Origin of the sequence: Pedobacter sp. KACC 23697, from assembly GCF_045348445.1 — a bacterium.
GTDB lineage: Bacteria > Bacteroidota > Bacteroidia > Sphingobacteriales > Sphingobacteriaceae > Pedobacter.
The window spans coordinates 1,650,382-1,665,926 of record NZ_CP157485.1 but is presented as its reverse complement, the minus strand read 5'-3'; the positions used below and the strand labels follow the sequence as shown (position 1 = coordinate 1,665,926).

Here is a 15,545-nt window from a genome sequence, read left to right as displayed (position 1 = left end):
ATTAATAACCAAATAAACAATTTATGAATCTAATTTTACAAAAATCATGAGATTTAACTGTACACGCTTAAAGTATAGTGGCTTATTTATGCTGCTTTTACTCATTAGCCAGGTGTTCAACATTGCCTACGCGCAAACTGAACGAAAAATTACTGGAAATTTATTAGATAATACAAACCAGCCTGTAATCGGCGCGTCTGTTTCAGTAAAAGGTACCTCGAAAGTAACTTCCACAGGTACAGATGGATCATTCAGCATTTCAGCAAAAACGGGCGACAAAATTCTTTTCAGTTTCCTGGGCTACCAGACTAAGGAACTTACCGTGGGTACAGGGTCTACCTATAAAGTAACCATCTTAGAATCTGCAGCTGCCCTTAATGATGTGGTTGTAGTGGGTTATGGTAAAAGCTCAAGAAAGGCATTAACCAGTTCTATCTCTACCGTTAAAGGGGATGATTTGAACAAAGGTGCTATTAGTGATGTTGGCCAGATGTTACAAGGTAAAGTACCGGGACTAAACATCACCAGAAGTGGTGATCCGAATAGAAATGCAGCCATCATTATGCGTGGAGCATCTACCCTTCGTGAAGGTGCACAATCGCCGTTATTTGTAATCGACGGTGTGGTTGGTGCAGACATTTCTATCCTTGCACCGGATGATATTGCCTCAATTGATGTGTTAAAAGATGCAGCTGCCGCCGCTATTTATGGTAACAGGGCTGCCAATGGGGTAATTATGGTCACTACCAAAAGAGGTGTAGCAGGAGCAACACAAATTACCTATAATGGTTACTTTGGTGTAGAAAATGTATCTAACCGTTATGACATGATGAATGCTGATCAGTTGCGAGCCTTTTTAGCAAAAACAAATTCTGCACTTACGCCGGCCAATGATAAAGGTGCTGATACCAATTGGCAAAATGAGGTACAACGCAGCAATGCCTTATCGTATAACCATAACGTATCACTGAGCGGAGGAACTGAAAAAACGACTTATAATGCAAGCTTAAACTATTTTAAGCAAGATGGTATCATCAAAACAAGTGATTTAAGTAGATTTATCGGTCGTATTGGTATTGAACAAAAAGCATTAAATGATAAGTTGAAGATTGGATTAAACATCAGCAACTCGGTAAGTAATGCGAATCTGGTTCCTTACCGCAATACGGTATTGTCGCAAATGCTTACCTATTTACCAACTGCTCCGGTTAAAAACCCTGATGGTTCTTATTTTGATAACTTAATTCAAACCAGCTACTATAATCCGGTTTCCATGCTTGAAAACGGTACAGAAAACCTGAAGAATAAAAACATCTTAGGTAATTTAACCGTTAACCTTAAATTACCATTCGGTTTCTCTTACGATGTTTCTGCATCTTACCAGAATAGCCAAAATGTTTACGGCGCATTTTACAACAGCATTTATACTTTACGGTACAACAATGTGCGGAATACGCCAGAACCACCTGCAACGCCTAGTTTCGTAACCTTGGTGGGTAAAGATGGTTTGGCGGTAAGAAATGCCTACCAGAACACCAATAAAATTATTGAGACTTATTTAACCTGGAATAAAAAATTTGGCGATCACGATATCAATGCGGTAGTAGGTTATTCTTATCAGCAATCGCTAAACAATGATGGATTTCAGGCTACTTCTACCAATTTCCCGATCAATCAGGTAAGTTATAATAACTTAAGTTTAGGAAACCCATATGCGGTAACAGACTTCAGGGTTGATTTTAATCCTGGTGTAACCTATCAGGAAATTTTGATGATCTCTGATTTTGCAAGGGTAAACTATAATTATAAAAACAAATACCTGATCCAGGGATCGATCAGAAAAGATGGATCCAATGTATTCGGTGCTAATGAAAAATGGGGTTATTTCCCATCTGTAGGTGCAGCATGGAACATCGATCAGGAAAATTTCTTTAAAAATTCAGGTGTGCTTAAAACCCTTAAATTAAGAGGTAGTTATGGTATTGCAGGTAACTCGCTTGGCTTTGCCCCGTTAACCACTAAGCTTATTTATGGACAGGTTGGACAGTTTTATTATAACGGTTCGCCAAGAGAAGGTGCCTATGGTGCCATTCAAAACGAAAATCCTGATTTAAGATGGGAGAAAACCGCCACAACCAATATTGGTTTAGATTTTGGATTATTTAATGGTAGATTAACCGGTTCCGTAGACCTATATGATAAAAAAACAACAGATCTGATTTTGTCATTCCCTGTAGATAATAACTTATACCCTGCAGGTTCTTATACGGCGAACGTGGGTAGTTTGAGTAACAAGGGTATCGAACTGGTTTTAAACGGCACACCGGTAACTACCGATAATTTTACCTGGACTACCGGGTTCAATTTGGCACATAACCGCAATAAAGTGATCAGCTTATCAGACGATAGCAGATTCAATATCGAGGACCGCCTGACGGTTTCTCCTGACGGTGCCGGACAAAGTGGTGCAACACTACAGATTCTTAAACCAGGTGAGCCAATTGGAACATTTTTCACCTTTAAATATGCAGGTAAAGATGCCAATGGTGTATCACAATATTATGATGCTGCCGGAAACGTTAAAACACAGAACCTGCTTAATAAAACAGATTATTATATTCTCGGAAATGCACAACCGAAAGCGTTGTTAGGCTGGACAAACAATATCAGGTACAAGAATTTTGATTTAAGTGTATTTATGAGAGCGGTACTGGGTGTTAAAATTATGAACGTTACCCGTGCTGATTTATTCCGTCCAAGTACAGCACAATTCACCAATATCCCGGTAGAGGTTGAAAATGAATCAGCAGCTGATTTTAACTCTTATAAATATTCGAGCAGATTCTTGGAGAATGCCAGTTACCTGCGTTTAGATAACGCTACACTTGGATATACTTTCAAAAAGGGACTTATTCCTGGTGTAAATTCTCTTCGTTTATACACCACGGCGAATAACCTGTTTGTTATTACCGGTTATAAAGGAATAGACCCGGAGATTAACCAGGGCGGTACTGCGCCAGGTGTAGATACCAATAACTTTTACCCTAAAACCAGAACATTTTTATTCGGGTTAAACGTATCATTCAACTAAAATTTAAAAAGATGAAAAATCTTATCAAATACCTTGCAGGAACTGTGTTATCATTAAGCATGTTAACTTCCTGCCATAAACTGGATTTGAAAGTGGAAACACAGCTTACTCCTGAAACATTTCCGCAAACAGATCAACACTTTATACAACTAACCGGTCAGGTTTACGTACAGCTCCGTCAAAACTGGAGTACTGATTATTTCTTCATGCAGTCGTTAAGTACTGATGAGGCTATTATGCCGGCCAGGGGTGGTAACTGGTACGATGGAGGTGTATTTGAAAACCATCATAAACATACCTGGAATAAGGATAATGGTCATGTGAATAGTGGCTGGGGATGGCTGTCTGCAACCATTAGTAAAGCCAACCAAAGTTTGTTCTTATTAAAAGATGCACCAGAATCTTCAGGAAAAACTGTAGCCGTAGCAGAAGTAAGGGCAACAAGGGCCCTGGCATTTTTCATGATGATGGATTTATGGGGAAACATTCCAGTGGTTACCACTTTCGGACAGACTACTCCGCCTGAAACCAAATCGCGTCTGGAAGTTTTCAATTTTATCGAATCAGAACTTAAAGAAGTATTGCCAAACTTAAGCAGCGCGACAGGAACGGCAACTTACGGCCGCCCGAATAAATATACAGCATACGCTATTCTGGCTAAAATGTATCTGAATGCAGAAGTTTATACCGGAACGCAACGTTACAACGATGCTGTTGCCATGTGCGATGCCATTATTGGTGCCTCAGGTTCTCCTTATAGCTTAGAAAGCGATTATAGAAAAATGTTCTTCATTGACAACGGACCACAAATCAAGGAATTCATTTTCGCTATTCCTTTCGATCCGGGTTTCAGCAACGGTACCATGATTTATTCCCGTTACTCGTTACCTCGTTCATTACAGCAAAAATATAGCTTAAAGTTTACGCCAAGTGCACCAATGAGCACTTTGCCAGAGTACTATGCCAATTTTAATGATCCTAATGACAAAAGAAATGCACAATGGATTAAAGGATTACAGACTTATTACGATGGCAGACCAGTTACTGTAGCCACGACAAAAAAAGGATACGATCAGTTTTATGCAGGCTCTGATGGTTCAGCTGCACTCACTTACCAGGTAGATATTACGCCAAATGTTACCCTCAGAGATGCATCCAGACCTTTTGACGCCGGAAATGATGAAATTGCCTGGAACATGGGTTACAGAAACAATAAATTTTACTGCGATAGTACCTCGTCCAGCAGAAACCAAAACAATGATGTGCCGGTTTTCAGATATTCTGACATTCTGTTAATGAAAGCTGAAGCGATCCTTCGTGGAGCTACGCCTACTCAAGGCCAAACAGCTTTATCATTGGTGAATCAATTGAGAGCGGTCCGTACTACTTCACCGGCATGGACCTCCGTTACGCTTGAAGATTTATACAAAGAGCGTTGCAGAGAAATGGCATGGGAATGCTGGCACCGTAATGATATGATCCGCTTTGGCAAGTATGAAGGAACATGGGGCTTTAAAACAGATGCACAATTATTCCATCGGTTAATGCCTATTCCGGCCTCGGCGCTGATTCTCAATCCAAAATTGAAACAGAACCCAGGCTACAACTAAATTTAGCTTTAAGTGTACAGTTTCTCCAGGCTATCGGTCTGGAGAAATTTTTATTTTAACACATCATTGTCTTTCTTTGCAACTCTATTCAAAACTATGATCAAACGACTACTTTTCCTTATTCCGCTTCTCTCTATCAGTACGCTTTATGCCCAGATCATTACTAAAAACCAAACCGAAACGGTTGCTGCCAGTAAGACTTTAGTGAAAGATCCTGGTGCATTGCAGTTTCTTGCGTTGGGCGATTGGGGCCGGAATGGCGCTGACCACCAGAAAACAGTTGCCAAACAAATGGGCATTACCGCCGCTAATGTTAAAGCACAGTTTATCATTTCTACAGGCGATAATTTCTATCCTAGCGGTGTAATTAGTCCGCAAGATCCTTCATTTAAATACTCTTTTGAAGATATATACACCGACTTTTCTTTACAATGGGATTGGTATGTAGTTTTAGGAAACCATGATTATAAATCCAATCCTGATGCGCAGGTAGGCTATTCTAAAATAAGCAGAAGATGGAAAATGCCTGCCCGTTATTTTTCAAAAAAGTTTGCCATTAACGGCGATGTAAACAATCAGGTATTAATCGCATTTATTGATACCAACCCACTGATCCCCGAGTTTTATAAAAACGCAGAATACGGACCAAATGTTAAAGGACAAGACACCACAGGCCAGAAAAAATGGTTGGTTAAAACCCTTGCTGATCAAGATCCATCAATTAAATGGAAAATTGTTGTTGGTCACCACCCCATGTTTACAGGCGGTAGCCGGACAGATGGTTATGATACCAAAGCGATCAGAAGCACGTTAAAACCCATACTTGATCAATATGGTGTTGATGTTTATTTAACGGGTCACGAACACAGTTTACAATACCTTAAGCCAGCAGGTAAAACCCATCATTTCATTTCCGGAGGTGCATCAGAGAAAACACCTGTTAAGCTGATACCAGAAGCACAGATGGTGGCATCAGAATATGGGTTTATGTTATTTTCGTTAAGTAAAGACCAGTTGCGCGTACAGGTAATTAACGATGAAGGTGATGTTATTTATAACACCTTAATCAAGAAGTAATCCCGCCATGATAGCTATCGAAACAAAAAATACTGACGAAAAGGCAGAAAAGCCTAAAAGATTAATTTCCCTGGACGCTTTGCGGGGTTTCGACATGTTTTGGATCGTAAGTGGAGAAGGAATATTCCACGGCCTTGCCACCGGAATTATGACCGAGCATAATTTAAAAAGAAACCCGATTGACTGGACCATTTCTACAAATGATAGCTTATCTTTCTTTGAAAAATTTTTCGTTGGAATAAGCAATCAACTACATCATTCCCCCTGGAATGGCTTTACTTTTTATGATCTGATCTTTCCTTTGTTCATATTTATCTCCGGAGTATCTATGCCCTACTCCTATCAGAAATATTTTGCTGAAAGAGAGAAAAGCGGCCATTCATCACGAAAAATATATTTTTCGCTAATCAAGAGAACCGTTATACTCATCATTTTAGGCTTCATCGTCAACGGACTGTTAAAATGGAACGGATACGAAAATACCCGTTTTGCCAGCGTACTGGGTCGAATTGCTTTAGCCACTTTTTTTGCGGCGATCATTTATTTAAATTGTTCTTTTCGGGGAATGATTTTCTCGTTTGTAGCCATCCTTACCGGCTATTATTTGTTGATGGCATTTGTGCCTGTTCCTCATTTCGGTTCTGGAGTTTTTACGCCAGAAGGAAATCTGTCGGCTTATTTTGACAGACTGTTTCTACCTGGCAAGCTTCACCGAACCATTTACGATCCGGAAGGACTATTAAGCACAATACCCGCCATTTGTTCAGCAATGCTTGGCATTTTTACGGGGGCTTTTATTAAATCGACTAAATTTAACTATACACCAAATCAGAAGGTAGCGGCTTTAATCAGCAGCGGATTACTCAGCATCGGACTTGGTTTGTTATGGAGCTTCATCTTCCCGATTAATAAAACCATGTGGAGCAGCTCATTCGTTTTATTTGCCGGCGGCTGGAGTATACTCTTGTTTACCCTCTTTTATTACATTATTGACATCAGCTCCTATTCCAGATGGAGTATGCCCTTTGTATGGATGGGTACAAACAGTATTCTGATTTACGTTTGTGCACACGGACTTTTCAACTTCGAATCATCATCTACTTTTTTATTTGGTGGTTTAATAAACCTGATCCCTCCGCTATGGCACGAAGCCACTTTGTGGACGGGCGTACTATTGATTCAACTGTTTTTATTAAAGTTCTTTTACGATAAAAAGTGGTTCTTAAAAATTTGATATGAAATTAAAATTATACTTTTCAGTTGCACTCGTTTCCTTGTTCGTTAATAAGGCACTTGCTCAGGATTTTTTAAATACTTCAAACCAACTTATAGAACGGGTATTACCAAAACACGCCAAGTCATTCTTAACAGAAAACCTTCCTGATGTTAAAGGAAAAGATGTCTTCGAGATAGCATCCAAAAACAACAAAATCATTCTTCGCGGAAACAATGGTGTCGCTTTGGCATCTGCTTTTTATCACTACTTAACTGAGTATGCGCATTGCCAAATTACCTGGAATGGCACGAACCTGAATGTTCCGCAAACTTTACCCAAGCTGGGAAAAAAAGTTAGGAAAGAAACTCCGTATGAATACCGGTACTATCTTAATTATTGTACGTTTAATTACAGCATGAGCTGGTGGGATTGGGCACGTTGGGAAAAAGAGATCGACTGGATGGCATTACATGGCATTAATATGCCCCTTGCCATTACCGGCGAAGAATATACCTGGTACCTTTTGTATAAAGAAATGGGGTTTTCGGATGATGAACTTAAAGGTTTTTTTACCGGACCGGCATATTTCTCGTGGTTTTGGATGGGCAATATTGATGGCTGGGGTGGCCCGCTTCCGGTAAGCTGGATGAAAAGCCACTTCGAATTGCAAAAGAAAATTTTGAACCGTGAAAGAGCACTAGGCATGAAACCCGTACTTCCGGCGTTTACCGGCCACGTACCTGCGGCATTTAAAACGAAATTTCCGAATGCTAAACTGAAAGCCACAAACTGGACCAACGGTTTTGCAGATACTTATATACTGGATTCGGAAGATCCAATGTTTGCCGAGATCGGAAAAAAGTTTTTACAAAAGCAAACCGAAATGCTTGGGACAGACCACTTGTATTCTGCCGATACATTTAACGAGAACGAACCACCATCTTCCGAGCCGGAATTTTTGAGTAAGTTAAGCGCCAGGATTTATGATGGCATGTCGCAAGCGGATCCTAAAGCGGTTTGGGTGATGCAGGGCTGGTTGTTTTACAGCGATAGAAAATTCTGGAAAGAGGCACAAACGGAAGCTTTATTAAAGGCTGTTCCAAATGATAAGATGATTTTATTGGATTTAGCTACAGAAATTGAACCGGTTTGGAAACGTACTGAAGGTTTTTATGGAAAGCCATGGATTTGGAACATGCTGAACAACTTTGGCGGGAACACCAATTTGTTTGGAAGAATGGACGTAGTAGCTACAGCACCTGCGCAAGCTTTAAAAGATCCGAAAAGCGGCAAAATGCATGGTATTGGTTTGACCATGGAAGGTATTGAACAAAATCCGGTCATGTATGAGTTGATGATGGAAAATGTTTGGCGCTCCACACCGATCGACCTTGAAACATGGTTACCTCAATATGTTTTTAACCGGTACGGAAAAAACAATGCAAAGGCGTTAAAAGCCTGGAAAACACTTAGAAAAACTGTTTACAGCGTTCCTGCAGATCAGTATGTTAGAGATGGTGCCGAGTCTATTATACAAGGCCGACCAACATTAGATTCTATGACTCGCTGGGCCAGAACTACATTAAATTACCATGAACGCGATTTATTACCCGCCTGGGATGAACTCATTAATGCAGCAGCAGATTGCAGGCAAAGTGATGGTTTTCAGTATGATCTTATTGATGTAACCAGACAGGTACTAGCCAATTATGCGCTTCCGTTACAAAGAAAGGTAGTGGAAGCCTACAGAAATAAAAACCTGAAAGCTTTCCAAACAGAAAGCAAAAAGTTTATCACTTTGATTGAAGACATGGATAAATTGCTGGCTACGAGAAAAGATTTTATGCTTGGCCCCTGGGTAAATGATGCACGCAAACAGGGAACCAATGAGCAGGAAAAAGCCTTATATGAAATGAATGCAAAGGATTTGATCACTTTGTGGGGTGATGCCAAAAATCCTTTAAATGAGTATGCATGCAGGCAATGGAGCGGACTGATGAATGATTTTTATAAACCAAGATGGGAAATGTTTTTTAGCCGGCTGGAACAGTCTATTTCAAATAAAACTGAGCTCAACATCACTAAATTTAACGATGAAGTAAGCAAATGGGAATGGAAATGGGTAAATCAAAGAAAAGACTATACCTTAACTCCAGTAGGAAATCCAGTTAATACTGCAACTGATTTACACAAAAAATATCGTAAAATTATTGGTCAAGCCCATCAGCTTTAACCATCCATTAAGGAAGCTATAATAACCATATTTAAATTCACCAGATAAATTCAACCACATAAAAACAAAATGCGTAAAAAAGCAAACAACAACCTGTTTAATAAGGGTTTATTATTGGTATTTTGTTTTTATAACGGATTAATCATTCAGGGACATGCACAAAGCAAGTCTTTTATCAAATACGTGCAGCCCTTTTCGGGCACCTCGGCCAGCACCACACTGGCCAGTCAGCATATAGAAGATAAAACGGAAAGGCTGGCCAATACCATACCTGCAGTAGCGCCGCCTTTTAGCATGACGCAGTGGACCCCGCAAACCCAGCTTTCGGAAAAAAAATGCCTGGCGCCGTATTATTATAACAACAAAAAATTTTATGGCATCAGGGCCAGTCACTGGATTAGTGGATCGTGTACGCAGGATTATGGCAGCTTCACCATCATGCCCATTTCCGGAAAGCTGAAAACCAGCGCAGCAGATTATGCTGCAGATTATACTCATGCTGGTGAGGTTGCTACCCCAGCTTATTATAAAACCAGTTTACCACGCTATAACCTGCTTACTGAAGCTACCGCTAGCCTGCGTTGTGGCCTGATCAAAGTTACCGCGTTAAAGGCAGATAGTGTTTATCTGTTAATTACGCCAAATAGCGACCAGGCTAAAGGCTATATCAAAATTGATCGCCAAAAAGGTGAAATTTCGGGTTACAATCCTGTTCATCGTATTTATCAGGGATGGGGACAGCCAGCCGGCTTTAGTGGCTATTTTTTTATCCGCGTAAGCAAAGTTTTTACAACAAGTGGTGTATTTAATGGTGCCCGTGTTTCGGCAAATCAGTCCATCAAAAATCAAAAAGATTTAGGTGCTTACCTAGGCTTTAAACTACAAAAAGGAGAAACAATTCGTATTTATGCCGGTACTTCCTTTACCAGTATCGCGGCAGCAAAACTTAACCTCGAAACCGAAATCAATAACGCTGCATTAGCAACGATTGTGGACAGAACAAATCAGGTTTGGGAGCGGTCACTTGGTCAGATCAAGGTGAATGATCCCAATGAAAAAAACAAGCGGATTTTCTACACCGCACTTTACCATGCACAACAGCATCCACGCTTATTTAATGATGTAGATGGCGGATATCCGCAATTTGCAGGTGACTACACCAGGAAAACCTTAAAAAAGGGCAACTATTACGATGATTTTTCGATGTGGGACACTTACCGTGCCCAATTACCACTTGTAGAACTTTTAAAACCCAATCTGGCCAACGATTTTGCAAATTCCCTGGTGCTAAAAGGACAACAAGGCGGTTGGCTTCCTATTTTCCCCTGCTGGAATAATTATACTGCTGCCATGATTGGCGATCATGCTACGGCTTTTATCGCATCGGCGTATAATAAGGGCATTCGCGGTTACGATGTAAAAGAAGCCTATCGATTAATGCGCCAAAATGCATTTCAAATGCCAGATTCAGCTCAGTACCTCAACGGTAAGGGTCGCCGGGGCATCAACAGTTACCTTAAATATGGCTATATCCCGATGGAGGATAGTATTCCCGACGCTTTTCATAAAAGAGAACAAGTGAGCAGAACCCTTGAGTATGCCTATGATGATTATGCTTTGGCTACTGTAGCAAAAGATCTGGGTAAAACATCGGATTATAAACAACTGATGAAAAGGGCTTCAAATTACAAAAATGTATTCGATCAACAGGAAGGAATGGTGAAGGGCAGGTTTGCCAATGGCAGCTGGTACAAACCTTTTTATCCTGATCACCGCGAACCCTATATTACGGAAGGAACCCCAAGGCAATATACCTTCTACGTTCCACACGATATACCCGGACTGATTAAACTAATGGGTGGAGAGAAAATTCTCGAAAACGAACTCGATTCGCTATTTGCTAAAAAAGAATACTGGCATGGCAATGAGCCTGGTCATCAGATTCCTTTTCTCTATAATTATACCGATTCGCCATGGAAGACCCAATTGGAGGTATCGCGTATTTTAGCAGAGGAATACAGTGAAGGTGCCGGCGGTTTAAGTGGTAATGATGATGCCGGACAAATGTCGGCATGGTATGTATTTGCTGCGCTGGGTTTTTATCCGGTAGATCCTGTTTCAGAAAATTACCAACTGACCAGTCCCCTATTTAAACAAGCCGTAATATCTTTTAACAATGGAAAAAAATTAGCGATCAAAACCATCAGAAAAAGTAAAAAGTCTATTTATAGTTCTAAAATCACTTTAAATGGGAAAAGTTTAACCAAAAACCAAATTACACATCAATCTTTGGTTCATGGCGGAGAACTGATCTTTTACCTTCAAGATGAACCGAATAAACCGTAGACAAGCAAAAATTGATCTTAATAGGAAATCAATTCAACTTGTACGCTAATCAACATCTATATATATTAACGTTTAAATAAGATCAGGATCATCAGGAGCGCACTGAGTACCAGGATAAAAATGATCATGCTTACCGGAAAGTTACTTTTATCCGGCTCATCGCGGGTTTTATCTGGTAAATCTGATTTTTTCTTTCCAAGGTTCATTGTTAGTGCCATAGTAATGTATTCGACTGTAGATATGCCGAAAAGATTAATGCAGCATAAAATTTATCTTTTCTAATTGCTACATCTGCCAATACTTAACAAACAAACAACAACCTGCTAACCTTAAGGAAACATTGCTTACCTAACTTACAAATACGTTTGCTTGCCATAAGTAAACCGTTATACAACAATGTTTTAGTAAAACATCAGGCTATGAAACAGCAGGTTCGAACGATTCCAGGAAAACTGGTAGATTTTGATTATAACAGATACAGGTTACCCACTTTTGTGATGCAGTTTAAACCTTCCGTATATCAGGATGGTGACTGCTTTTATGCCGTTTTATCTTTTGAAGAGGAACAGGATGTTTCTGGCCTCGGTACCTCACCTGAAGATGCCTTGATAGACTGGAACGATAAAGTATGCGAAATGCTTGCCTTATCAGGCCCTTTACGTACATCGTTAAGTGCCAAAAGCAAATAAATTGCAAGAAAGCGGTATTTTAATTCCTAACTAAAACTTTCGCTGATGACCCTAGTTACATCTACCGGCCTGGCATTCCATCAGGATCATTATGATCAGCCAAATTTTCTTGCTAATTGCCATTTCGAAATTAAGAGGCCCTGCGATTGTACGATGATCCAGCTTCATCACTTCTATTTATTACTGAGAAAGGGAAATAAAGTTTCACCGGTTGATCTGCCCTTAAAAATTTTCAATGCAGCTTTTCTTGCTTTCTGCTACCATGATAAAAAACCTGTCGGTATTTCGGCCATTAAAAGGCCAACACTTGCTTACCTTCAACAAGTATATCATAAAGCCGGAATAATAACAGCAATAGATCAACCATTTTTAGAGATTGGCTATTCATTCACCCAGGAATCAGTTCGTAAAAAAGGAATCAGTAGTACATTAAAAAGGCTATTGCTTAAAAAAATCAGTGATCACCATGGTATGCTGTTTGCTACCACTGCTACTGCTAGCAGTCAGCGATTTCTGAAAGCAAATGGTTTCCAGGCAAAGGGAAATCCTTATCAGGGTATCTTCGATCATAACATCATTTATTTTGAACGTATCCAGTAAAGTTGATTTACAATGCACCAGCCAGTTGCTTAGTTTGGAAGGTTTTCGCAAAAGATATCCATATGCATAGCACCTCCGGTTTTAGTCGGGCTATATTTGCGCCAGGATCATTGCAATATCTTTTCTCACTCATTTCGGACACGCTGGGTACAGAAAGTTAAAACTGAAAAAATTTCAGCAATGTCACTGAAAAAATTTCATAAAAATGAATTTTTTTCAGAAAAACTGTTTTCAGTTAACCCTGAATGCCCTTGGCACAGCACTTGATATATCGCAAGCGTAACCTTTGGAAAAAGGTTGAAGCGTTAAATTAATTGATTTATAGTCCATTTATTATTAAAACATTAAAAGGAGAAAAAACTATGACATTAGTTAAATTCAATCCAGAAAAAAAGAACAGTTCATTATTGCCAGGCTTTAATGACATCTTTGAATCCGTACTAGGTGATACTTTTTTTACCGATCGTCGCTTAAGCAGCGTACCAGCAGTTAACATTTCTGAAACGAACGAAGCGTACCACATCGAACTGGCAGCGCCCGGATTAAAAAAAGACGATTTCAAGGTATCCATTGAAAAGGATATGCTGACCATTTCTACCGCTCAGCATGCTGAAAACAACAATGAAGGCAAAACCTATAACAGAAGGGAATATAGCTACTCGGCATTTACCAGGGCATTTACCCTTCCGGAGAGTGCTGATGCTGAACGGATCCAGGCTACTTACACAGATGGCATACTCCATCTTAATATTCCGAAAAAGGAAGAAGCAAAGGCAGTCTCCAGACAAATCGAAATACAATAATTTCTAAGTGCCGCTTTTAGCGGCACTTTTTATTTGATCATGTTTTTTCAATCCGTTTTAAAAAAGATACAAAAATTTAGCTATGGAAACCCGTTTTACCATCAGCATCAGCCTTCAGGGGCCAGCCGGAAAAATCACATACGGTAAATTTTCTCTTGGCAGGGATAAAAAAGAAGCCAGCGAAATTTTCTCCCAGCTATGGGGTAGCACGGCAGATGCAACAGGATGTTCATTAAAAATAGAATTTATGGAAGAAATAATGGAACTGCCCATTCTTATTGGCACTAAAAATTGTAACCTGGATGAGTTAAAAGAAAACATATCCATTATTTCAAAAGAAATATTCCGTATTGCTCATTTAGAGAATGGGAATATTGATACTGAATAATTGACAGTTTACAAAAATGAGGCTGTAATATAATTTTGAGATATTTTCCTAAGGGATAATTTACGGTATAAAAATTAAATATGATTGAAAGATAAATTTTATGGTTAATATCTTTCGAGAAATCGTCATTCCCAACTTGATTGGGAATCTTAATGCAAACGTTTTAAGATTCCTGCATACGCGAGAATGACGAATGTACTGGTGGATGCGATCTTTATGATTGATCTTAAATTTTACTTTCAAATCTGCTAATTGCATCCATGCTAACCGGGGTAAAAAAATTGACCAGGTTCCCATCAGGATCACGGAACAACAGGGAACGGTTCCCCCAAGGCATTGTTTCTGGCTGTTGAACTAAAAAGCTGGCCAAAAAATCAGATTGTTCCTGGTAAATCCTGTCCACATCATCTGTAATAAATTCAATAATTGCGGTATGGTTTTGAGCCGCTATGGCGACTTCTGCTCCTCCAAAAAACTGCAATGTTCTGGTACTTCCAATGGCAAGTGTTGCATTTTCCGTTTGGAGCTCTGCAAAGTCTTCAGTGTAACGAATACCTTTCAGTTGAGTGATCTGCTCATAAAATTCCAATAATTTACTTACATCATTGGTGATGATTCTGATTGAAACGAGATTCATAATTTGTCTTCTAATTTATTTTAGACAAATTTCAGAAGGTACTATGACAACTATTTGTCAGGGGTATAATTTTTATTTTTTTGTTCAAGATAAGAGGCAAGTGTTATTTCATGTGGAGAAAATGTTTTTTCAGTAGTCGCCAGTGACTGGATGCGATCGAGCCTGAACATTCTAAAATCCTTCCTTAACCGGCAAAAGGCAATCACCAACCAACTTTCTTCCAAACTGTAATAAAAGGCGAATGGTTCTATTTCTCTTTCCGTTATTTTTTTGTGATTGCCACGCTCATACCTGATCTTCAAAACTTTAAAATCCGTTAGTGCTGCCTGTATTTGGGTGAGTGAGTGGCTAGCATTTTTTGTCGCAAATGCCGGGCTTATTGCAATACGCTGAGACAGGAGAGCTGCTTTTTCCTTTGTACCTGAACGTAGAACCGCTTTGATCTTATCAAGGGCGGTACTGTATTCTTCGATTAAAGAGGTATCTCTTGTTTTATGAATAAGATGCGCAATGGTAATGAAGGTATTTGCTTCATGCTCGGTAAACATCACTGGTGGCAGTCTGTAACCATCCATCAGGCTGTATCCCTTTCCTTCATCCGTATAAACAGGGATGCCGGCAAGCTCCAATGTTTTCAAATCCCTGTAAATGGTGCGTACACTTACTGAAAATTTCTTAGCCAGTTCACTCGCTGTTACCAGTTTTTTTCCTTGTAAGCTTGTCAATATTGCTGTTAATCTCGATATTCTGGTAGTATCGTAAAATTTCATCGTTAACGCGAAATTAAGAAAAGCGCGGTATAATTATAGTTCGTCATGCTAACAGCAGCTCGAATCTTCTCATCATATCGTCATC

General features: G+C 39.6%; 13 protein-coding genes. 10 read left to right on the top strand and 3 right to left on the bottom strand.

The genetic code is table 11. The annotated features are described in order from the left end of the window. Positions 1 to 46 precede the first annotated feature (46 nt). The 6 genes from ABEG20_RS06305 (at position 47) to ABEG20_RS06280 (ending at position 11,573) form a co-directional block, all read left to right on the top strand. Positions 47 to 3,091, top strand: a complete 3,045-nt coding sequence (locus tag ABEG20_RS06305) for a SusC/RagA family TonB-linked outer membrane protein (RefSeq protein WP_406826535.1) — start codon at positions 47 to 49, stop codon at positions 3,089 to 3,091. A gap of 11 nt (positions 3,092 to 3,102) precedes the next feature. Continuing rightward, entirely contained in the window at positions 3,103 to 4,701 is a 1,599-nt protein-coding gene (locus ABEG20_RS06300) for a RagB/SusD family nutrient uptake outer membrane protein (RefSeq protein WP_406826534.1), read from the top strand. Positions 4,702 to 4,797: 96 nt separating this feature from the next. Next, positions 4,798 to 5,778 carry a purple acid phosphatase family protein gene (locus ABEG20_RS06295; protein WP_406826533.1) on the top strand — a complete coding sequence of 327 codons (981 nt, stop codon included), beginning with the start codon at positions 4,798 to 4,800 and terminating at the stop codon, positions 5,776 to 5,778. A 7-nt stretch (positions 5,779 to 5,785) separates the two neighbouring features. Next, positions 5,786 to 7,012 (top strand): acyltransferase family protein, encoded by a 1,227-nt coding sequence (locus ABEG20_RS06290; protein WP_406826532.1) that lies wholly within the window; start codon positions 5,786 to 5,788, stop codon positions 7,010 to 7,012. A gap of 1 nt (position 7,013) precedes the next feature. Next, on the top strand, positions 7,014 to 9,227 hold the full coding sequence (locus ABEG20_RS06285; RefSeq protein ID WP_406826531.1) for an alpha-N-acetylglucosaminidase: 2,214 nt from the start codon (positions 7,014 to 7,016) through the stop codon (positions 9,225 to 9,227). A 69-nt stretch (positions 9,228 to 9,296) separates the two neighbouring features. After that, positions 9,297 to 11,573, top strand: coding sequence for a GH92 family glycosyl hydrolase (locus ABEG20_RS06280; protein WP_406826530.1), 2,277 nt, complete (start codon positions 9,297 to 9,299; stop codon positions 11,571 to 11,573). A gap of 65 nt (positions 11,574 to 11,638) precedes the next feature. On the opposite strand, the gene ABEG20_RS06275 is transcribed toward ABEG20_RS06280, so the two are convergent. Next, a complete protein-coding gene (locus ABEG20_RS06275) occupies positions 11,639 to 11,791 on the bottom strand; it encodes a hypothetical protein (RefSeq protein WP_406826529.1) in 153 nt (50 codons plus the stop codon). A 201-nt stretch (positions 11,792 to 11,992) separates the two neighbouring features. On the opposite strand from ABEG20_RS06275, the gene ABEG20_RS06270 reads away from it, so the two are divergent. The 4 genes from ABEG20_RS06270 (at position 11,993) to ABEG20_RS06255 (ending at position 14,053) form a co-directional block, all read left to right on the top strand. Further along, the gene (locus ABEG20_RS06270) at positions 11,993 to 12,262 is read left to right on the top strand and encodes a hypothetical protein (RefSeq protein ID WP_406826528.1); all 270 of its coding nucleotides are present in this window, start codon (positions 11,993 to 11,995) and stop codon (positions 12,260 to 12,262) included. A 45-nt stretch (positions 12,263 to 12,307) separates the two neighbouring features. Further along, a complete protein-coding gene (locus ABEG20_RS06265; protein ID WP_406826527.1) occupies positions 12,308 to 12,862 on the top strand; it encodes a hypothetical protein in 555 nt (184 codons plus the stop codon). Positions 12,863 to 13,224: 362 nt separating this feature from the next. After that, positions 13,225 to 13,665 carry an Hsp20/alpha crystallin family protein gene (locus tag ABEG20_RS06260; RefSeq protein ID WP_406826526.1) on the top strand — a complete coding sequence of 147 codons (441 nt, stop codon included), beginning with the start codon at positions 13,225 to 13,227 and terminating at the stop codon, positions 13,663 to 13,665. A gap of 82 nt (positions 13,666 to 13,747) precedes the next feature. Then, positions 13,748 to 14,053, top strand: a complete 306-nt coding sequence (locus ABEG20_RS06255) for a hypothetical protein (RefSeq protein ID WP_406826525.1) — start codon at positions 13,748 to 13,750, stop codon at positions 14,051 to 14,053. A gap of 226 nt (positions 14,054 to 14,279) precedes the next feature. Here the strand turns inward: ABEG20_RS06255 and ABEG20_RS06250 are convergent, their stop codons facing one another. Together ABEG20_RS06250 and ABEG20_RS06245 are read right to left on the bottom strand one after the other, a co-directional pair. After that, a complete protein-coding gene (locus ABEG20_RS06250) occupies positions 14,280 to 14,690 on the bottom strand; it encodes a VOC family protein (RefSeq protein WP_406826524.1) in 411 nt (136 codons plus the stop codon). 50 nt (positions 14,691 to 14,740) lie between these two features. Beyond that, complete coding sequence (locus ABEG20_RS06245) at positions 14,741 to 15,460, bottom strand: helix-turn-helix transcriptional regulator (protein WP_406826523.1); 720 nt, start codon at positions 15,458 to 15,460, stop codon at positions 14,741 to 14,743. Positions 15,461 to 15,545 lie beyond the last annotated feature (85 nt).